At 70.2% G+C, this 18540-nt stretch carries 20 protein-coding genes; 10 read left to right on the plus strand and 10 right to left on the minus strand.

Annotated features, from left to right (window positions below; genetic code table 11):
• The first annotated feature begins 126 nt into the window (after window positions 1–126).
• The 3 genes from AC1U89_RS00085 (at window position 127) to AC1U89_RS00095 (ending at window position 1742) form a co-directional block, all read left to right on the plus strand.
• The gene (locus AC1U89_RS00085) at window positions 127–546 is read left to right on the plus strand and encodes a pilus assembly protein N-terminal domain-containing protein (RefSeq protein WP_479897605.1); all 420 of its coding nucleotides are present in this window, start codon (window positions 127–129) and stop codon (window positions 544–546) included.
• Between the two features lie 99 nt (window positions 547–645).
• Window positions 646–1209, plus strand: coding sequence for a TadE/TadG family type IV pilus assembly protein (locus tag AC1U89_RS00090; RefSeq protein WP_479897606.1), 564 nt, complete (start codon window positions 646–648; stop codon window positions 1207–1209).
• A complete protein-coding gene (locus AC1U89_RS00095; protein WP_479897607.1) occupies window positions 1206–1742 on the plus strand; it encodes a TadE/TadG family type IV pilus assembly protein in 537 nt (178 codons plus the stop codon). Before AC1U89_RS00090 ends, AC1U89_RS00095 begins: the two co-directional genes overlap by 4 nt.
• Here AC1U89_RS00095 and AC1U89_RS00100 read toward each other — a convergent pair.
• From AC1U89_RS00100 to AC1U89_RS00115, 4 genes are all read right to left on the minus strand, one after another.
• The gene (locus tag AC1U89_RS00100) at window positions 1739–2557 is read right to left on the minus strand and encodes an aminotransferase class IV (protein ID WP_479897608.1); all 819 of its coding nucleotides are present in this window, start codon (window positions 2555–2557) and stop codon (window positions 1739–1741) included. The two genes, AC1U89_RS00095 and AC1U89_RS00100, sit on opposite strands and share 4 nt — an antisense overlap.
• A complete protein-coding gene (gene pabB / locus AC1U89_RS00105) occupies window positions 2554–3909 on the minus strand; it encodes an aminodeoxychorismate synthase, component I (protein ID WP_479897609.1) in 1356 nt (451 codons plus the stop codon). The genes AC1U89_RS00100 and pabB overlap by 4 nt, the downstream gene beginning before the upstream one ends.
• 32 nt (window positions 3910–3941) lie before the next feature.
• On the minus strand, window positions 3942–5381 hold the full coding sequence (locus tag AC1U89_RS00110) for an MFS transporter (protein WP_479897610.1): 1440 nt from the start codon (window positions 5379–5381) through the stop codon (window positions 3942–3944).
• Between the two features lie 239 nt (window positions 5382–5620).
• Window positions 5621–6394 carry a tyrosine-protein phosphatase gene (locus tag AC1U89_RS00115; RefSeq protein ID WP_479897611.1) on the minus strand — a complete coding sequence of 258 codons (774 nt, stop codon included), beginning with the start codon at window positions 6392–6394 and terminating at the stop codon, window positions 5621–5623.
• Window positions 6395–6595: 201 nt separating this feature from the next.
• Here AC1U89_RS00115 and AC1U89_RS00120 point away from each other — a divergent pair, with 201 nt between their 5' ends.
• Window positions 6596–7372 carry an alpha/beta fold hydrolase gene (locus AC1U89_RS00120; protein WP_479897612.1) on the plus strand — a complete coding sequence of 259 codons (777 nt, stop codon included), beginning with the start codon at window positions 6596–6598 and terminating at the stop codon, window positions 7370–7372.
• Between the two features lie 150 nt (window positions 7373–7522).
• Here the strand turns inward: AC1U89_RS00120 and AC1U89_RS00125 are convergent, their stop codons facing one another.
• Window positions 7523–8977 carry an AMP nucleosidase gene (locus AC1U89_RS00125; protein WP_479897613.1) on the minus strand — a complete coding sequence of 485 codons (1455 nt, stop codon included), beginning with the start codon at window positions 8975–8977 and terminating at the stop codon, window positions 7523–7525.
• Between the two features lie 207 nt (window positions 8978–9184).
• Between AC1U89_RS00125 and AC1U89_RS00130 the strand changes: the two genes are divergently transcribed.
• Window positions 9185–10444 (plus strand): dicarboxylate/amino acid:cation symporter, encoded by a 1260-nt coding sequence (locus AC1U89_RS00130; protein WP_479897614.1) that lies wholly within the window; start codon window positions 9185–9187, stop codon window positions 10442–10444.
• Between the two features lie 80 nt (window positions 10445–10524).
• On the plus strand, window positions 10525–10944 hold the full coding sequence (locus AC1U89_RS00135) for a DUF6491 family protein (protein ID WP_479897615.1): 420 nt from the start codon (window positions 10525–10527) through the stop codon (window positions 10942–10944).
• A 21-nt stretch (window positions 10945–10965) separates the two neighbouring features.
• Here AC1U89_RS00135 and AC1U89_RS00140 read toward each other — a convergent pair whose 3' ends face one another.
• The 3 genes from AC1U89_RS00140 to AC1U89_RS00150 all read right to left on the minus strand — a co-directional run bounded on the left by AC1U89_RS00140 (window position 10966) and on the right by AC1U89_RS00150 (window position 13875).
• Entirely contained in the window at window positions 10966–11838 is an 873-nt protein-coding gene (locus AC1U89_RS00140; RefSeq protein ID WP_479897616.1) for a glycoside hydrolase family 16 protein, read from the minus strand.
• 33 nt (window positions 11839–11871) lie between these two features.
• A complete protein-coding gene (locus AC1U89_RS00145; protein ID WP_479897617.1) occupies window positions 11872–12762 on the minus strand; it encodes a 2-dehydropantoate 2-reductase in 891 nt (296 codons plus the stop codon).
• Between the two features lie 72 nt (window positions 12763–12834).
• On the minus strand, window positions 12835–13875 hold the full coding sequence (locus AC1U89_RS00150) for a ribonucleotide-diphosphate reductase subunit beta (RefSeq protein WP_479897618.1): 1041 nt from the start codon (window positions 13873–13875) through the stop codon (window positions 12835–12837).
• Window positions 13876–14010: 135 nt separating this feature from the next.
• On the opposite strand from AC1U89_RS00150, the gene AC1U89_RS00155 reads away from it, so the two are divergent.
• A complete protein-coding gene (locus tag AC1U89_RS00155) occupies window positions 14011–14682 on the plus strand; it encodes a glutathione S-transferase family protein (RefSeq protein ID WP_479897619.1) in 672 nt (223 codons plus the stop codon).
• A gap of 200 nt (window positions 14683–14882) precedes the next feature.
• Complete coding sequence (locus tag AC1U89_RS00160) at window positions 14883–15653, plus strand: sulfite exporter TauE/SafE family protein (RefSeq protein ID WP_479897620.1); 771 nt, start codon at window positions 14883–14885, stop codon at window positions 15651–15653.
• Between the two features lie 3 nt (window positions 15654–15656).
• Here the strand turns inward: AC1U89_RS00160 and AC1U89_RS00165 are convergent, their stop codons facing one another.
• Window positions 15657–15917: a hypothetical protein gene (locus AC1U89_RS00165; RefSeq protein ID WP_479897621.1), complete on the minus strand. Its 261-nt coding sequence runs from the start codon at window positions 15915–15917 to the stop codon at window positions 15657–15659.
• Window positions 15918–16109: 192 nt separating this feature from the next.
• Here AC1U89_RS00165 and trhA point away from each other — a divergent pair, with 192 nt between their 5' ends.
• Both trhA and AC1U89_RS00175 read left to right on the plus strand, forming a co-directional pair.
• The gene (gene trhA / locus AC1U89_RS00170) at window positions 16110–16823 is read left to right on the plus strand and encodes a PAQR family membrane homeostasis protein TrhA (protein ID WP_479897622.1); all 714 of its coding nucleotides are present in this window, start codon (window positions 16110–16112) and stop codon (window positions 16821–16823) included.
• A 7-nt stretch (window positions 16824–16830) separates the two neighbouring features.
• Window positions 16831–18156, plus strand: coding sequence for a patatin-like phospholipase family protein (locus AC1U89_RS00175; RefSeq protein WP_479897623.1), 1326 nt, complete (start codon window positions 16831–16833; stop codon window positions 18154–18156).
• On the opposite strand, the gene AC1U89_RS00180 is transcribed toward AC1U89_RS00175, so the two are convergent.
• Window positions 18146–18472, minus strand: coding sequence for an FmdB family zinc ribbon protein (locus AC1U89_RS00180; protein ID WP_479897624.1), 327 nt, complete (start codon window positions 18470–18472; stop codon window positions 18146–18148). The two genes, AC1U89_RS00175 and AC1U89_RS00180, sit on opposite strands and share 11 nt — an antisense overlap.
• Window positions 18473–18540 lie beyond the last annotated feature (68 nt).

Here is an 18540-nt window from a genome sequence, read left to right on the forward strand (position 1 = left end):
AGCGAAAACCCCTTATGCATCAAGGTTTTCTCAAGTGTCGGAAAGAATACACAAGCAGCGCGCTTAGTTCTTTATTGACCATTCCGAGGCATCCTCGGCGTGTACAAAGCCTGGGAAGACATCGTCATGCGCCGCCTGACTCTCGCGCTCTGCGCCGGTCTGAGCCTCTCCATCGCCACGGTCGCCGTCGCCGACAGCCCGTCCGCGCCGCTGTCGGTCAGCGCCGGCGCCGCCGCCCGGATCGTGCTGAGCGCGCCCGTGCGCGACATCGTGGTGGGCGATCCGGCGGTGGCCGACGTCAGCCTGGTCAACGACCGGACCCTGGTGGTGATGGGCAAGAAGGCGGGCGCGACCACCGTCCTGGCCTTTGACGCCCGCGGCCGCGCCCTGGCCGACCGCGACGTGGTGGTGTCCGACATCCCCGCCCAGGCCGTCGTCGTCCAGCGCGGCGCCAGCGCGGCGACCTACGCCTKCGGCGACCGCTGCTCGCTGCTGAGCACCACCGCCGCGCCCCCCGCCCCGGCCGCGGCCCCGACCACGCCGTAAGCGCCGCCTCCGCCCCCCCCTGATCGCGACGACCTAAACCACTGATTAGGGACGCCTGGCCTAGATTGCGCGCCTGACCTTCCTCAAGGGCGCTGACGCGTGGCTGATCGAACCCGACACTATCGCCGCCTGCTGGCCCGCCTGGGCCTGCTGCGCCGCTTCGCGCGCGACGACGACGGCTCGACCGCGATCGAGTTCGCCTTCGTCTCCATCCCGTTCCTGCTGCTGGTGTTCGGGATCATCGAGCTGGGCATCGCCTTCCTGGTGTCGATGAGCCTGGAGAACGCCCTGATCATGGCCGATCGCAAGATCCGCACCGGCGACGCCCAGAACACCACCAAGGCGCAGTTCCTCAAGGACGTCTGCGGCCAGATGTCGTGGCTGGGCAACGCCTGCACCAACTCGATCACCCTGGACGTGCGCGTGCTGCCGTCGTTCGCCGACGCCAACAAGCTGCAGAAGCCCGTGACCGGATCCACCTGCTTCGACACCGGCGGCCCCAGCTCGATCATGCTGGTGCGCGGCTACTACAAGTGGCCCCTGATCACGCCGCTGCTGCAGCAGGCGGTGGGCGGCACGACGGGCGCCCGCGAGGTCACCTTCGCGACCGTGTTCGTCAACGAGCCCTATTCGGAAACCCCGGTCGCGATCAAATGCTCATGACCGGCCGTCTTTCCCGCTTCTGGCGCGACCGCCGCGGGGTCTCGGCGGTCGAGTTCGCCCTGATCGCGCCCCTGCTGCTGCTTTTCTATTTCGGCATGGCCGAGCTGACCGAGGCGATGATGGCCCAGCGCCGGCTGAGCCACCTGACCGCCTCGATCGGCGACGTGGTCGCCCGCGACACCCAGCTCAGCAACGCCCGCCGCGACGACGTCTTCACCGCCGGCAAGGTGATGATGGCCCCGTTCCCGACCTCGACCCTGCGGATGTGCGTCTACAGCGTCGTCTCCAACGCCGCGGGGAAGGACGTGGTCGCCTGGGCGGAACCGTCCAACAGCCCGACCAACTGCCCCAAGCAGAACGACGTGGTCGACATCCCCGTCTCCGTCCTGCCGGCCGGCCAGAGCGTGATCGTCAGCAAGGCCAGCTACGAGTACGACACGGTGTTCAAGACCGTCTCGCCCGAGACCATGATCTTCCGCCGCACCTTCTATCTGCGGCCGCGCCTCGCCGACCAGGTGGCGCGCGTCCCCTAGGGCTCGCGGAGCGTATCGGCCAACCGTTCGACCAGGGCGTGGGGACCGAAGGTCTCGCCCTCGAACCGCCGCGCGGGCCGCACGCCGATCAGGCTGTTGGTCAGGAACACCGCCTCGGCCTCGTCCAGGGCCTCGGCGCCGGTCGCCACCTCGTGGACGTCGACGTCCAGGCTCAGCGCCGCCGCGATCACCCGTCCCCGGGCGATGCCGGCCAGCACCCCGCAGTGCAGGGCCGGAGTGAACAGCGAGCCGCCCTCCACCCAGAACAGGTTGGCCGCCCCGGCGCAGGCCAGGTCGCCGTGATTGTTGCGGATCACCGCCTCGTCGGCCCCCGCCGCCTTGGCCTCGGCCCGGGCCAGAACGTTGTCGAGATAGGACACGGTCTTGAGCCGCGCGGCGGGCGAGCCCTCGTTGCGGCGKGTCTTGGCCAGGACCAGGTCGACCGGCGTGGTCACGGGCGCGGCCGCGGCGGCGGTCGCGGCCAGGCGGAGCACGGGCGCGGCGGGACGGTCCAGGCCCCGGCCGCCCGAACCGGCCGTCAGGGTCAGGCGCACGGCGGCGCGGGTCTCGGCCAGGCCGGCCCGCTGCGGCGCGGCCAGGCAGAGGGCGCGGGCCTGCTCCAGGTCGAAGGCCGGCAGGCCCAGTGTCTCGCAACCGGCCGCCATCCGCGCCAGGTGGGCGTCCAGGTGCGGCAGGCCCCCGGCGGTCCACAGCATCGTCTCGAACAGGCCGTCGCCGAGCAGCAACCCCCTGTCATCCAGGGGAAAGGCGTCCAAGGGGAAGGCGTCGTGGGGAAAGGCGTCGGGAGAGGTCATCCGCGGGGCGGCTCCATCAGCGCCCGGCGCAGGGCGGCGAACTTGGCTTCGGTCTCCAGGCGCTCGGCGTGGGGATCGCTGTCGGCGACGATGCCCGCTCCGGCCCTCGCCTCCAAGCGCCAACCGTCCGCATCCTGTTCCAGGCCCACGGTGCGGATCAGCACGCTGGACTCCAGGGCCCCGTCCGCCCCGGCCCAGAACAGCGAGCCGCAATAGGGTCCGCGCGCGGTCTCCAGCTGGGCGATCACCTTCATGGCCTGGACCTTGGGCGCGCCGGTGATCGAGCCGGGCGGGAAGGCCGCGCGCAGCAGGTCGGCGCTGGTCAGGCCCGGGGCCAGCCGGCCGGTCACGGTGGAGACCAGGTGGTGGACGTTGGCGAAGGTCTCGACCCGGAACAGCTCGGGCACGGCGACGCTGCCCGGCGGGCTGACGCGGGCCAGGTCGTTGCGCATCAGGTCGACGATCATCAGGTTCTCGGCCCGGTCCTTGGCGCTGGCCGACAGCTCGGCGATCAGCCGGGCGTCCTCGGCCTGGTCGGCGCCGCGCGGGCGGGTGCCCTTGATCGGCCGGGTCTCGATGGAGAGGTCGCCGCCCCCTTCCCTGCTATGAGCCACCTTCAGGAACCGCTCGGGCGAATTGGACACCAGGGCCCGGCCCGGCAGACGCAGATAGGCCGAGAACGGGGCGGGGCTGTCGGCGCGCAGGCGGGCGAACAGGTCGAACGGGTGGGCGCCGGCCGCCAGCCGTCCGGTCCAGGCGCGGGCGATGTTGGCCTGGAAGATCTCGCCGCCGACGATGCGCTCGACCACCTGGGCCACGGCGTCCTCGTAGGCTTCGCCGTCGCCGACCTCGAGGCCCTCACACAAGGGTCCTTCGTGCACCGGCGGCGCGGGGGCGTTCAGCCAGGCCAGGGCCGCCTCGGCCCGGGCCCGGGCGAAGCTCTGCGATCCGCCCCGGCCGACGGCCAGCACCCGCCGCTGMAGGTGGTCGAAGGCCAGCAGGGCCGGATAGCGAGCGCAGGCCAGGTCGGGCCAGCCGGTGCGCGGCAGGTCCAGGTGCTCGACGCGGTCGCCCAGCTCGTAGGCGGCCAGGCCCACCACCCCGCCCTGGAACGGCGGCCCCTCGGGGTCGGCGCCCTGGGGCGGCCCGATCAGCTCGGCCAGGGCGGCGAATGGGTCGCGCCCGTCTTCGGCCGTGACCGTCAGGGTCTGGTCGGGTTCGCGCAGCAGGTAGGACCACCGCCCCGCCTGGCCGCCCGAGATCAGGGCGCAGGCGAAGGGCTCGTCCCGCCACGGGGCCGCGGCCCAGACCGGGTCGCGCCAGGGGGCGCTGATGAGGACGACATGACGCATCGGCGGGTGATACCGCCGCGAACGTCCCGGCGCTACGCCTCGCGTTCGCCGCCCTTGACCATGAACAGCACGCAGAAGCCGGCCAGCAGCAGGGCCGCGACCGGCACGAAGCCGCCGACCTGGGTCTTGAACACCGCCGTGGCCAGGGCCACCAGCAGCGAGCCCAGCCACATGGTCGCCGTGCCCGACAGGGCGTAGAGCCCGAAGAAGGCCGCCGTCTTGTCCGGCGGACACAGGCGGATCAGCAGGGTGCGGCTCGACGCGTACTGGGCGGTGACGAACACCGCGATCAGCAGGCCCAGGCCCAGATAGATCAGCTCGGGCACGGTGCGGAACAGCGGCCCGTTCCAGACMGGCGCGTGGGCGGCGGGGTCGAAGGCCCAGAAATAGAGGATCTTCTCGCGCCCCATGCCCAGGCTGCACAGCAGCACCAGCAGCGAACCGGCGATCTCCAGCTGCACGGCCTTGCGCGGCCCCAGCACCTTGTCGAACCACGGGGCGATCAGGCCGCCGGCCACCCCGAAGATGCTGAGCGAGATGCCGTAGGCCAGCATCTCCAGCGCGCCCCAGCGCATCAGGCCGGCGGCCAGCAGCCCGCCGAACACCAGCAGGGCGGTCATGCCGTCGTTGTAGAGCAGTCGTCCGCCCAGGAAGAGGGCGATGTCGCGGTGGCCCTTCAGGTTGGCGAAGATGTCGCGCAGCATGCCGATCCCGTCTCGGACGCTGGCCATCCAGCCGCGGCCGGTGCGGACGGCGTCGGGGGTCCATAGGAAGAACGGGATCGCGCCCAGCAGCATCACCGCCGCCGCCAGCGGGCCGGAGATCCGGCTGGGCTCGTTCTTGGCGGGGTCCAGGCCGAACAGCGGGGCGTGCGGCACGCCCGGCCAGTCCACCTGGCCCGGCAGCACCATGCCCCACAGCATGAAGACCAGCAGGGCCACAGACAGGCCGTTGGCCACCGCATAGCCCAGGCCCGAGATCAGGGCGGCGCGCCCGGGCGCCGACCCGGCGGCCCGGCCCAGCAGCGAATTGCTCAGCACGTCGGCGAGGTTGTAGGCCACCCCCAGCACGATCAGCAGGCCGCTGGTCACCCACAGCGGCAGGCCGCCGGCGGGCATGGCCCACCACAGGGCGACCAGGGCGGGGACCATCACGGCGGTCGTCAGGCCCAGCATCGACTTGCGCGGCCCGTACTGCTCGATCATCGCCCCGATCAGCGGCGCGGTCAGGGCGGTCAGCAGGCCGTAGATGGTGGAGATGTTGGCCACCACCGCCTGGCCCTGGACCGGATCGCCGACCAGCACCCGCGAGAAGTAGGGCGAGAAGATGTAGATGGTGATCAGGATCACATAGGGGTCGCGCGCCCCCTGCTGCAGGATCCAGGCGAGCGCGCCGCGCGACAGGCCCGACTTCAGCGGGGCGACCGGCTCGCCCTCGCTGGGGACCGCCGCGGCGGCCGAGAACTCACTCATGCGGTTCCACCCTCGTCACAGGGCCGTCGTCTGACGCGGCGGCTTGGACGGAGCGTGGCGGTTAAACGGGTGTTTGTCACGTCCCCCTTTCAACCGTCATCCCGGGCCTTGTGCCCGGGACCCCTGGTTCAGCTTGCACGTGAGGTGCTTTGGCGCGCCGGCGCGCCACTCATCCGCACTTGCGGCGGATAGAGGGGTCCCGGGCACAAGGCCCGGGATGACGGTGATTATTGGAAACGTCAGAGCAGGATCGCCGCCCGCACGGCCTCGCGGCCCGCCGCGTCCAGGCCCACGGCCTGGTCCAGATAGCCGTCGAGCGAACCGTGGCGGGCCTTCATCTCGGCGATCGCGGTGGCCAGGTACTCGGCCTCCACGCCCATGGCCGCGCGCATGGCCGCGTCGGTGGGACGGCGACCCAGCTCGGCCTGCAGGCGGTCGGCCAGCTGCGGCCCGCGCCGGGCGAAGCGCTCCTCGTTGTTGGTCAGCAGGTAGTCGTCGACGATGTCGTCGTCGCCCACCCCGGCCAGGTGGTGGGTCAGGGCGGCCAGCAGGCCGGTGCGGTCCTTGCCCGCCGCGCAGTGGATCAGCACCGGGCCGCGCGCCGCGCCCAAGGCCTGGAAGTAGCGGCGGAACAGGTCCAGGTGCCGCTCGGCGAACGGCGCGCGGCGGTAGTACTCGACCAGGTAGCCGCGGATCGAGGCCTCCGACAGGTCGGACTCGCGCAGGAACGCGTGCCAGGGGTCCTCGCCGGTGACACCCAGGTCGTTGTCGATCACCTCGGCGGCGAAGCCCTCCCAGCGCCGCGACGGGTCGCGTTCGCGCTCGTTGGGCCGGCGCAGGTCGACGATGGTGCGAAGATCGAGGCCCGCCATGGCGACGAGGTCCTCGTCGGTGGCCTCGGCCTGGTGGGCGGCGCGGAACAGCAGCCCCTTCTTCAGCCGGCCCTGGCCGGCGGCGTAGTCGCCGAAATCGCGGAAGTTCTCGACGCCTTGCAGGACGATATGACGGGTCATGGCGCCGTGTTAGCGCCACAGGGTGACGAAAGCGAGACGCCGGCCGGTCCTTTTGATCCGCTCATCCCGGCGAATGCCGGGACCCAGATGGAATGGCTTCGAGGCTGACGCCATGAGCGCTGAATTCATCCCATCATCCACACCGCCATGGGATCTGGGTCCCGGCTTTCGCCGGGATGAGCGGAGTGTAGGGTGGAGTCCATGACCGACCTGCACCGCTTCCAGAGCTTCGACGGCGTCTCCATCGGCTATCGCGTGCTGGGCGATCCGGCGGGCTGGCCGACCCTGATGCTGCACGGCTTCCTGGCCAGCGCCGAGACCAACTGGTTCCTGCCGGGGATCGCCGCCGCGGTGGCCGGTTCCCTCGCCAATGGCGGCCGGCGGGTGATCGCCCCCGACCTGCGCGGCCATGGCCGCTCGGACGCCCCGACCGATCCGGCCGCCTGGCCGCGCGACGTGCTGGCCATGGACCAGGAAGCGCTGATCGCCCACCTGCACCTGAAGGACTACGACCTGGTCGGCTATTCGCTGGGCGCGCGGACGGCCGTGCGGATGCTGGTGCGCGGGGCGCGGCCCAGGAAGCTGGTCCTGGGCGGCATGGGCGACAGCGGGCTGATGGCGGCCGGGGCCCGGGCGGCGATGTTTGAGGACAGCATCCGCCATGGCGACGCGGCCCAGGACCCGCGCGCCGGACGCCGGGTCCGCGCGATGATGGCGGCGGGCGGCTTGAAGCCCGAGGCGATGCTGGGGGTGCTGACCTCGTTCGTGGCGACCTCGGCGGACGAGATCGGAGCGATCGACGTCCCGACCCTGGTGGTGGCGGGGCAGCGGGACGACGACAACGGCTCGGTCGCGGGTCTGGCGGCGATGATGCCGGATGCGCGGGGCGTGAGGGTTCCGGGGGATCACCTGACGGCGGTGATGGAGCCGGCGCTGGCGGAGGCGATTGTCCGATTTCTAGAGGATAGCGGCGGCTAACACTTGCCCCCTACGGACCGCTTCGCGGTCGTCTTCCCCCACAGGGGGAAGAGGCGCCCCGTGCATCCGTCCTCCGCCCCCTATGGGGGCGGACAGACGGCGAAGCCGTCAGGTGGGGGCAAGTGGGTGAGCCACCTGCCCCCTTCATGATCACCGGAACGGCGGCTCGTCGAAGGCCCGCAGTTTCCGCKAGTGCAGGTTCGGGCCTTCCTCCAGCAGCAGCTTGCAGGTCAGGATGCCGATCTGCAGGTGCTGGCTGATCGCCCGCTCGTAGAAGGCGTTCGCCTGGCCGGGCAGCTTGATCTCGCCGTGCAGGGGCTTGTCCGACACGCACAGCAGCGTCCCGTACGGCACCCGGAAGCGGTAGCCCTGGGCCGCGATGGTGGCGCTTTCCATGTCGATGGCCACGGCCCGGCTCTGGTTGAAGCGCAGGGCCGAGAGGCTGTGGCGCAGTTCCCAGTTGCGGTCGTCGGTGGTGACCACCGTGCCGGTGCGCAGGCGCTTCTTCAGCTCGGGGCCGGTGTCGCCGCTGATGGCCTTGGAGGCGTCGTAGAGGGCGCGCTGGACCTCGGCGATCGACGGCACCGGAATCTCGGGCGGCAGCACCGCGTCCAGCACGTGGTCGTCGCGCAGATAGGCGTGGGCCAGCACGTAGTCGCCGATGGTCTGGGTGTCGCGCAGGCCGCCGCAGTGGCCGATCATCAGCCAGGCCTGGGGACGCAGCACGGCCAGGTGGTCGCAGATGGTCTTGGCGTTGGACGGGCCCACGCCGATGTTGACCAGGGTGATGCCCCGGCCGCCCGGGGCCATCAGGTGGTAGGCCGGCATCTGGTGCTTGCGCCAGGTCGATTCCGCCACCGCCAGTTCGGGATTGGCGGTGTTGGCGGTGATCATCAGCCCGCCCGAGCACGACAGCGCCTCGTAGGGGCTGTCGGGCTGGCCCAGCTGCTCGATGCTCCAGCGCACGAACTCGTCGACATAGCGGTGGTAGTTCGTGAACAGGATGAACTGCTGGACGTGCTCGGCCGGGGCGCCGGTGTAGTGGCGCAGGCGGGCCAGCGAGAAGTCGGTGCGCAGGCCGTCGAACAGGGCCAGGGGCCGGGCCTCCTCCATCGCCGGATTCCAGACGCCGTCGGCGATCTCGTCGCCGATGAAGGCGAGGTCCGTGGTCGGGAAGAAGCGGGCGATGTCCTCGCTGCGCACGTCGGCCTGGTTCAGGTCTATGCTGGCGTCCAGCACGTAGGGATAGGGGATCTCCTGGCTGGAGCGGTCGATCTCGATCTCGACGTCGAAATCGTTGAGCAGCAGGGTCAGCTGCTCGACCAGGTAGTCCTTGAACTGCTCGGGCTTGGTGATCGTGGTGGCGTAGACGCCGGGCCGGCTGACCCGGGCGTACGACCGCGCCAGCTTGGGCGGCAGGGCCTCGGGGTCGTAGACCAGCCGAAGCTCGGGATAGGCGAACGTGCCGTCGAACCGCGTCTGCGGGTCGGGCCGGGTTCCATGTTCGAGATAGGCGCGAAGCGCGGTCCGCAGGGCGTCGACGGCGCGTTCGTATTCTTGGTTCAGCCGTTCAACGGCGGCGATTGCTTTTTCTTGGTTTGACATGGCGCCCTATATCAGCGTTCCGCCGCCTTTTCCACCCAAGGCGCGACCAGACCCCCGTCGAAGGCCCTGGGGCATGGACGAAGCCCAATTCGTCGGCCACAAGGGGCGCAATGACCCGCACGGCGACGTGAGGAGAAAGGCTTCTCCCACGTCTTACCAAGACGCCAAGACCATACGGTCGAGCCCGCGCGCTCGACGGGGGAGCCCATGAATAGACGTTTCGCCTTCCTGATCATCGCCGCCATGGTCCTCGGGGTCCTGGTGGGCTGGGCCTGCAACCAGTACCTCGACGCCGCCCAGACCGCCGAGGCGGTCAAGTGGTTCAAGATGGGCACGGACCTGTTCCTGCGGCTGATCAAGATGATCATCGCCCCGCTGGTCTTCACCACCCTGGTGGCCGGCATCGCCCACATGGAGGACGCCGCCGCCGTCGGCCGGATCGGCGCCAAGACCATGGGCTGGTTCATCAGCGCCTCGGCCGTCTCGCTGCTGCTGGGCCTGCTGATGGTGCACCTGCTGCACCCCGGCGCGGGCCTGGTGCTGAACGAGGTGACCGACGTCGCCGCCAAGGCCCCGGCCGCCTCGACCGAGACCTTCACCCTGCAGGGCTTCATCACCCACCTGGTGCCGGTGTCGATCTTCGACGCCCTGGCCAAGAACGAGATCCTGCAGATCGTGGTGTTCAGCGTGTTCGTCGGCACCRCCGTCGCCTCGCTGGACAACAAGGCCCCGCAGATCATGGAGATCGCCGAGCAGGGCGCCCAGATCATGCTGAAGGTCACCAGCTTCGTGATGAAGCTGGCCCCGCTGGCCATCTTCKGSGCCCTGGCCTCGACCATCGCCGAACAGGGGGTCTCGATGCTGGTGGTCTACGGCAAGTTCGTGGTCGGCTTCTACGCCACCATGGGCACGCTGTGGCTGCTGCTGTTCATCGCCGCCTTCATCGTGCTGGGCAAGCGCGCCATCCCGCTGTTCGGCGCGATCCGCGACCCGGCCCTGCTGGCCTTCTCGACCGCCTCGTCGGAAGCCGCCTATCCGCGCATCCTGGACGCCCTGCCCAAGCTGGGCATCCGCCGCCGCATCGTCTCGTTCGTCCTGCCGCTGGGCTATTCGTTCAACCTCGACGGCTCGATGCTGTACTGCACCTTCGCCACGATCTTCATCCTGCAGGCCCACGGCGTGCACCTGACGGTCCAGCAGCAGATCTTCATGCTGCTGCTGCTGATGGTGACCWSCAAGGGCATCGCSGGCGTGCCGCGCGCCTCGCTGGTGGTGATCATGGCCACCCTCACCTATTTCGGCCTGCCCGAGGCCTGGATCGCCCTGGTGCTGGGCGTCGACCACCTGCTGGACATGGGCCGCAGCGCCACCAATGTGGTCGGCAATTCGGTGGCCGCCGCCGTGGTCGCCAAGTGGGAGGGCGAGCTGGACGATCCGGAGCCCGAACCCGTGGCCGCCAAGGCCTAGAAGCCGTTAGCGTGGCAATTGACTTCGGGGGGGAGAGGACCAATCTCTCCCCCGAGGGACATTCGGTCAGGGAGACCGCCATGAACACCAAGACCATGATCCGGGCCGGCCTGCTGACGACGGTCTTGCTGACCGCCGCCGCCCCGGCCCTCGCCGCYGGCGCCGACGATGCGGCCGCCAAGGCCCCCGCCGCCAAGCGCAGCTGCTTCTACATGTCCGAGTGGGACAACTGGAGCGCCCCGGACCGCGACACCCTCTATCTGAAGGTCCGCAACCGCGACGTCTATCAGGTGGACCTGTCGCACGGCACCAGCATGCTGACCTCGCCGGGCGTGCACCTGGTGTCGATCCAGCGCGGCGTCGACTCGGTCTGCAGCCCGCTGGACCTGGACCTGCGGGTCTCGGACGGCTGGGGCATGGCCATGCCGATCATGGCCAAGAAGATCACCAAGCTCTCGCCCGAGCAGATCGCCGCGATCCCGAAGAAGGACCGGCCGTAGGGCCGGACCGGCCGGTGCCGATCAGCGCCGGCTGACCCTCACCCAGTCGACCTCCATCACGGCCGGCAGCGCCGCGTCGTCGACGCCCTTGGCGTTGGCGCCCTCGGGCCACGCCCCGCCGAAGGCCAGGTTGAGGATCAGGTGGAACGGCTGGTCGAACGGCGCCGGCCCCGCCTCGCCGGTCGCCGGCTTCCAGTCCTCCGGCCCCGCCTGGAAATAGCGCTGGCCGTCGACGAGCCAGACGATCCCGCCCGGCGACCATTCGACCGCATAGACGTGGAAGCCGTCCGCCGTCGGGGCCGGGGCGACCTGGCCGCCTTTCTGGCGATGCCCCGCCCCGCCGCCCTCGCCGAAATGGATCGTGCCGAAGATCCGGTTCTCGCGCCCGCCCGCGCAGGTCTCGCACGGCGCGCCCAGATTGACCGTCTCCAGGATGTCGATCTCGCCCGAGCGCGGCCAGCCGCCGTAGACGCCGGTCTCGGGCATCATCCAGATCGCCGGCCACACGCCCTGTCCGCCCGGGACCCGCGCCCGGACCTCGACGCGGCCGTAGCGCCAGGACGCCTTGCCCTTGGTCAGTATCTTGCCCGAGGCGTAGTCCAGGGTTCGGGTGGCCTTGGAGCCGTTCCAGGGGTTGGCGATGCCGGTGGTCGGCCGCTTGATCGCCGTCAGCAGCAGCAGACCGTCCTTGACCGCCACGGTGTCGGGCGAGGCGACATAGCACTGCCGCTCGTTGTTGCCGCCGCCCCCACAGTCCTCGGCGTAGGACCATTTCGACAGGTCCAGCGCGTCACCGTCGAACTCGTCGGCCCAGACCTGTTTCCAGTCCTGGGCGGCGGCCGGCGCGGCGAACAGCAGGCCGGCGACCAGGGCCAGCTTGGCGGCGTGTTTCATGATGTCCTCCCGCCGGCCACCCTACCAGAACCGTCAGGACGCCGCCGCCTCCAGCAGCGCCACGACCATTGCGTTGACCGGCGTGGCGATCCCGTGCCGCGCGCCCAGGCGCACGATCACCCCGTTGCGGGCGTCCAGCTCCATGGGCCGGCCCGCCGCGCGGTCGGCGTGCAGCGAATTGACCCCGTCGGCCGGGCCGGCGCGATAGCCCTCGACCACCGTGTCGGGCAGGTCGTCCGGCAGGTCGGCGCCCTCGGCCCGGCCCACCGCCACGCATTCGCGCACCAGGGCCCGCATGATCTCGGCCACCGGCTCGCGCCGGGCCACGCCCGAGGGCTTGAGGGTCAAGGCGTTGACCGCCCCGGCGCAGTTGAGGGCCAGCTTTTTCCAGGCGGCGGTCTTGAAGTCCGGCGTCGTGGCCACCTGGATCGGCGTGTCGGCGAACAGCTCGACGAAGGCCTCGCCGCCCAATCCCTGCGGGACCAGGATCGAGCCGTCGCGGCGCTGGCGCACGCGGCCAGGGGCGCTGCGCTCGGCCGGGATGTCGACCACGGCCGGGGTGATCCGCTCGGCGGGCACGTACGGCGTGAAGCGCTCGACGTGCTCGACGCCGTTCTGCAGCGCCGCCACGCGGGTGTCCGGCCCCACCAGCCGAGCCAGCCAGGCGCCGGTGGCCGCCGCGTCATAGGTCTTGGTGGTGACGATCRCCCAGTCGACGGGCCCCTCATCTTCAAGAAGGGCCTGGTCCGGCGCGGTCAGCACGCGCGGGCTCGCCGTCAGCGTCCCGCCGGGCGTCTCGACCTCCAGACGGTCGAAGGCCGTGCGGGCGCAGACCTCGACCGTCAGCTCCGGGTTCTGGGCCAGCCAGGCCGCCACCGTGGCCCCTACCGCACCCGGTCCGATCACCGCCACACGCACCGTCATCGCCAGTCTCCAGACAAGAAAACGCCGCCCTCTCGCGAGGGCGGCGGCATGTTATCCCCGTTGTCCCTGCTCTTATTCTGCCGGCAGGGTGTTCTCGGAGCGCTTTTGCAGCATGGTGTCGAAGCTCGACCACACGCCGTCGGCGCCGTGCCATTGGCCCTGGGTGGCGGCCTTGGAATATTCCGTGGCCCGGGCCTCGAAGAAGTTGGCGTGCTCCACGCCCGACAGCAGCGACTGCAGCCAGGGCAGCGGGTTTTCCTTGATGCCGTAGACTTCCGGCAGATGCAGCTGGCGCAGGCGCCAGTCGGCGATGAAGCGGATGTACTTCTTGATGTCTTCCGGGGTCATGCCCTGGATCTCGCCGGCCTCGAAGGCCAGGTCGATGAACTTGTCCTCCATGGTGACCACGGTCTTGCAGCAGTCGACGATGTCGTCGGCCACGGTCTTGGTCACGGCGCCGGTCTCGGCGTTGAAGGCGTGGTACAGCTTGATGATGCCTTCGCAGTGCAGGCTCTCGTCGCGGATCGACCACGACACGACCTGGCCCATGCCCTTCATCTTGTTGAAGCGCGGGAAGTTCATCAGCATGGCGAAGCTGGCGAACAGCTGCAGGCCTTCCGAGAAGCCGCCGAACATCGCCAGGGTGCGGCAGATGTCGGCGTTGGAGTCGACGCCGAACTTCTGCATGTAGTCGTGCTTGTCGCGCATGGCCTCGTATTCCATGAACGCGCCGAACTCGCTTTCCGGCATGCCGATGGTCTCGAGGAGCAGGGCGTAGGCCGCGATATGGATCGTCTCCATATTGGCGAACGACGACAGCATCATCTTCACTTCGGTGGGTTTGAAGACCCGGCCGTAGCGTTCCATGTAGTTGTCGGCCACCTCGATGTCGGCCTGGGTGAAGAAGCGGAAGATCTGCGTCAGCAGGTTCCGTTCCTTGTCGTTCAGCTTGACGGCCCAGTCCTTGAGATCCTCGCCCAGCGGGATCTCCTCGGGCATCCAGTGCACCTGCTGCTGCTTTTTCCAGAACTCGTGGGCCCACGGATAGCGGAAGGGCTTATACGCGGCGGACGGAGTCAGGAGGCCAGGGGTGGTGATCAGCTTGGCGGACATCGAGGACGGCTCCTGGGCAGGCGGACGCGAATCGGACGGACGATTAGACTCTCTTGGTAGCGCAGTCGTCGGGATCATCTAGTGGCCACGACGTCGCAGCACACAACATGTTGTGGGCAGATTGGGTAACGAAAGATGAATCAAGCTTACACCATCTATGGCGCGCTTGGCTCGGGCTCCGTGCCCGTCGAAGCGACTTTGACCCTTCTGGGGCAGCCCTACGCCGTGGTCGAGGCGCCCACCTGGGAGGGCGCGGCCCAGCAGGCCAAGGTGGCGGGGGTCAATCCGCTGAAACAGATCCCGGCCCTGGTCACGCCCGAGGGCGAGACCATCACCGAGAGCGCCGCCATCCTGATCTGGCTGGCCGACCGCCACCCGGAAGCGCGGCTGGCTCCCTCGCTCGATTCGCCCCTGCGCGGCCAGTTCCTGCGCTGGATGGTGTTCGTGCCGGCGTCGATCTACTCGCTGTTCTGGGTGCGGGACGACCCGTCGCGACTGGCGGGGCCGGACGCCGAACTCGGCGCGCGGATCAAGGCGGCGACGGCCGACCGGATCGCCGAGTGCTGGGGGATGATGGAGGGACAGCTCGATCCCGGCCGCTATCTGCTGGGCGACGAGCTGACGGTGCTCGACCTCTACGTCGCCGTGGTCAGCCGGTGGGGTTCGCGGCGCAAGCGGTTCTACGAGGTGGCGCCGCGGATGGGCGAGGTGGTCAAGCGGGTGGACGCCGATCCGCGGCTCGAGGCGTTCTGGGCGGCGCGGTTCCCGTTCGTGGACGGGTGGGAGAGCAAGGGGGCGGCGGGGTAGGTCGGGACGTGGGATCACACCCACTTACCCCCACCTGACCGCTTCGCGGTCTGTCCGCCCCCAAGGGGGGCGGAGGACGGAAAGCGCGCGCCCTCTTCCCCCTGTGGGGGAAGACGATCGCGAAGCGATCCGTAGGGGGCAAGTGTTCGCCGCACATGCGCCCTTGGGCTCTCGCCCATGATCCTGCTAACACCCCTGCCATGCTGACCGATCCCCTGTTCTACGCCGTCGCCATCCCCGCGGTGATCCTGCTGGGCCTGGCCAAGGGCGGGTTCGCCGGGATCGGGGTGGTGGCGGTGCCGCTGATGGCCCTGGTCGTCTCGCCGGTGCTGGCCGCCTCGATCACCCTGCCGATCCTGCTGGTCCAGGACGTGGTCAGCGTCTGGAGCTTCCGGAAGACCTGGGACAAGGGCCTCCTGATCCTGATGCTGCCGTCGGCGGCGGTCGGCATCTTCGTGGGCTGGCTGCTGGCGGCGCGGGTGTCGGTGGCGGCGGTCGAGCTGTCGATCGGCGTGATCTCGATCGCCTTCTCGCTGCAGCGCCTGTGGGCCGAGCGGGCGGTCCAAGCGGCGCAGGCGATCGAGGCCGGGCCCGCCAGGCCCTGGCTGGGCGCCCTGTGCGGGGCGATCGCCGGCTTCACCAGCCAGGTGGCCCACGCCGGCGGCCCGCCGTTCCAGATCTATGTCCTGCCCCGCCGCCTGCCGCGCGACGTGTTCATCGGCACCAGCGCCATCTTCTTCGCCGTGGTCAACTGGATGAAGGTGCCGGCCTATATCGCCCTGGGCCAGTTCACGCCCCGCGTGCTGACGACGGCGGCCGTGCTGCTGCCCCTGGCCCTGGCCTCGACCTGGGCGGGCGTGTGGCTGGTGCGCCGGGTGCCGGCCGAGGGCTTCTACAAGGTCATCTACGTGCTGCTGATCGCCGTCGGGGCCAAGCTGGCCTGGGACGGGGCGCACGGCCTGCTGGCCTAGACCTCACTGCTTCCAGCGGGCGGTGAGCGCCCGCACCACCACCAGGAAGCCGACGATCGCCGCCGCGGTCAGCGCCCCGCCGGCCAGCATCAGCACGGGATGGCGCCCGAACGCCATCCAGGGCCCGACCAGCAGGCTGGCCGCGATGACCAGCAGCGCCACGGCGATCGCGAAGTCCTTGCGGAGGATCCCCAGGACATGGGCCAGGCCCGGGCGGCCGGGCGACCCGCGGGACGGGGTTTCTGGATCATTCGGGCGCGGCACGGGACTATCCTGGAGCCGGTCGGGAAGGTTCCGACCCTGCGCCCGGACGCCCCTGGCCGCTATGCATCGCCGCGCCCTCGCCCCCCTGCACCGAACTTTCATGGCCCTGGGCGCGGGTTTTGGACACGCGGCCCTTTCGCCGCCACGATGATCGGCGCTTATATGTCACGGATCGCGCGTAGAGTTGGGGCCATGACCGAGACGACCAGCATCATTCCAGCGGCGGACCCTGCACAGGTCCCGGCAGTCGTCCCCGCCACCCACTATCCGACGGCGGGCGCCAAGTGCGCCGACCTGGTGGTGCACCTGGCCGGCCTGGCCTGCGCCCTGCTGGGCGGCGGCATCCTGCTGGGCCTGGCCTTCGGCCTGGGCTCGCTGAGCCAGGTGGCGGCCATCGCCGTCTACACGGTGGGCCTGATCACCATGCTGTCGCTGTCGACCGCCTACAACTTCTCCAAGGCCCGCTGGCGGCCGCTGCTGCGCCGCTTCGACCACGCCGGCATCTTCGTGATGATCGCCGCGTCCTACACGCCCTTCACCACCCAGAACCTGCACGGCTGGTGGGCGATCGGCATGACCGCCGCCGTCTKGACGGTGGCCGGCGTCGGCGTGCTGGCCAAGCTGTTCCTGCCGGGCCTGGACAAGCGCTTCTGGGTCGGCCTGTACCTGGCCTTGGGCTGGCTGGTGCTGGTGGCCATCAAGCCGATGATCGCCGGCATGGGCTGGGTGGCCCTGCTGCTTTTGGCCATCGGCGGCGTGATCTATTCGACGGGTACGGTGTTCTACCTGATGAAGCGGCTGAAGTTCCGACGGGCGATCTGGCACGGTCACGTGATCGGCGGCGCCGGCCTGCACTACGCCGCCGTGCTGGTCGGGGTGGTCCTGGCCTCGAGCGGACACCCCTGAGCCTGCCTTGAACACCCCCTCTGATCCCAAAAACGCCGTTTCGAACTTCTTCCGGGATCGCGCCGCCAACAGCCAGCGGGGCAAGCGCCTCTCGGCGCCCCTGACCCAGCCCGACAACCAGGTCGAGGCGCTGGGCTTCCCGGGCGTGCGGCTCAGCGTCGACGAAGCCGACGAGGCCCTGCGCAACGTCGCCGACCGCCTGGCCCCGGCCCGGCCGCTGCTGGGCCGCGACGACTTCAACATCCTGGCCCTGTCGGGCGGGGCGGCGGGCGGGGCCTTCGGGGCCGGCGCGCTGGTCGGCCTGAGCAAGGCCGGGACCCGGCCCCACTTCGCCATCGTCACCGGCGTCTCGACCGGCGCCCTGATCGCCCCCCTCGCCTTCCTGGGCCCCGACTGGGACGACCGCCTGACCGACGCCTATGTCGGCGGCCACGCGGCCGAGCTGCTCAGCCTCAAGCGCCTGGGTCCGACCCTGGGCCCCAGCCTGTTCCGCGGCGACTCCCTGGACGGACTGGTCGCCCCGTTCATCGATCAGGAGATGATCGAGGCCGTGGCCCGCGAGCACGCCAAGGGCCGCCGCCTGCTGATCGCCACCACCAACCTGGACAGCCAGAAGGCCACGATCTGGGATATGGGGGCGATCGCCACCCAGGGCGGCGACGGGGCCGTGAAGCTGTTCCGCGACGTGCTGGTGGCCTCGGCCACCCTGCCCGGCCTGTTCCCGCCCAAGCTGATCGACGTCGAGGCGCCGGACGGCGAAGGCGGCATGGCCCGCTATCAGGAGATGCACGCCGACGGCGGCATCGCCGCGCCGCTGTTCCTGATGCCCGACGCCCTGCTGCGCTGGCGCGAGCTGGGCCAGCGCCTGCGGCGCGGGCGGGTCTATGTGATCTTCAACACCGTGCTGGACCCCGCGCCCCGCACCACCCAGCCGGGCGTGACCTCGATCATGGGGCGCAGCTTCGAGACCATGCTGCGGTTCTCGTACCGCCAGGCCCTGAGCGTGGCGGCCGGCTTCTGCGCCCGCCACAACCTGCCGCTCTGGTCGGCCTCGATCCCGACCAGCTTCGAGAACTTCAACATGATGAAGTTCGAGACGGCCCAGATGCGCCAGACCTTCGACGACGCCGAGGCCCTGGCGATCAGCGGCCGGCTGTGGTCCAGCGCCCTCCCCACGCCCGAGCCCCTGTGGCGGGGCCTGTTCAAGCGCCAGCCGCCGTCGGCGCGCGACCGGACGGTGAAGGACCCGATCCTGGCGCCGTCGGCCGAGCTGATGCCGGTGGAGGGGCCGGTCGGGACCAGCGGCCCCGACCTGGAAGAACCTATTTCTTGAGGTAGCGGGCGCGCAGCTTGTCGACGTTCGGCGGAACGGCGCGGAAGTCCGAGGCCAGGCCCAGGCGGGCGTTGCACGACGGGCAGCGCACCGAGTCCGTGTCGGCCAGTTCGGCCGGCGGGTCGAAGCGCGTGCCGCAGGGCTTGCACTTGAAGTCGCCGGTCGCCGGCGGCGGCGGCTCGGGGGCCATCACCACCACGCGCTTCTTGGCGTCCGGCCGCTGGATGCGCTCCAGCGGCGGCGGCCCGCCCGGCGCGGCGACGCCGCTCTTCAGGCTCAGGATCTTGCGGGGGCGAGGGGGCTCGCTGTCGCTCATGACGCTTGACGGCTCGGTGAAGGACTAGGGGCGGGAAGGCCCGGCGCTAGCTGCATGATCTGGGCCCG

Source organism: Caulobacter sp. 05T431 (genome assembly GCF_056665975.1).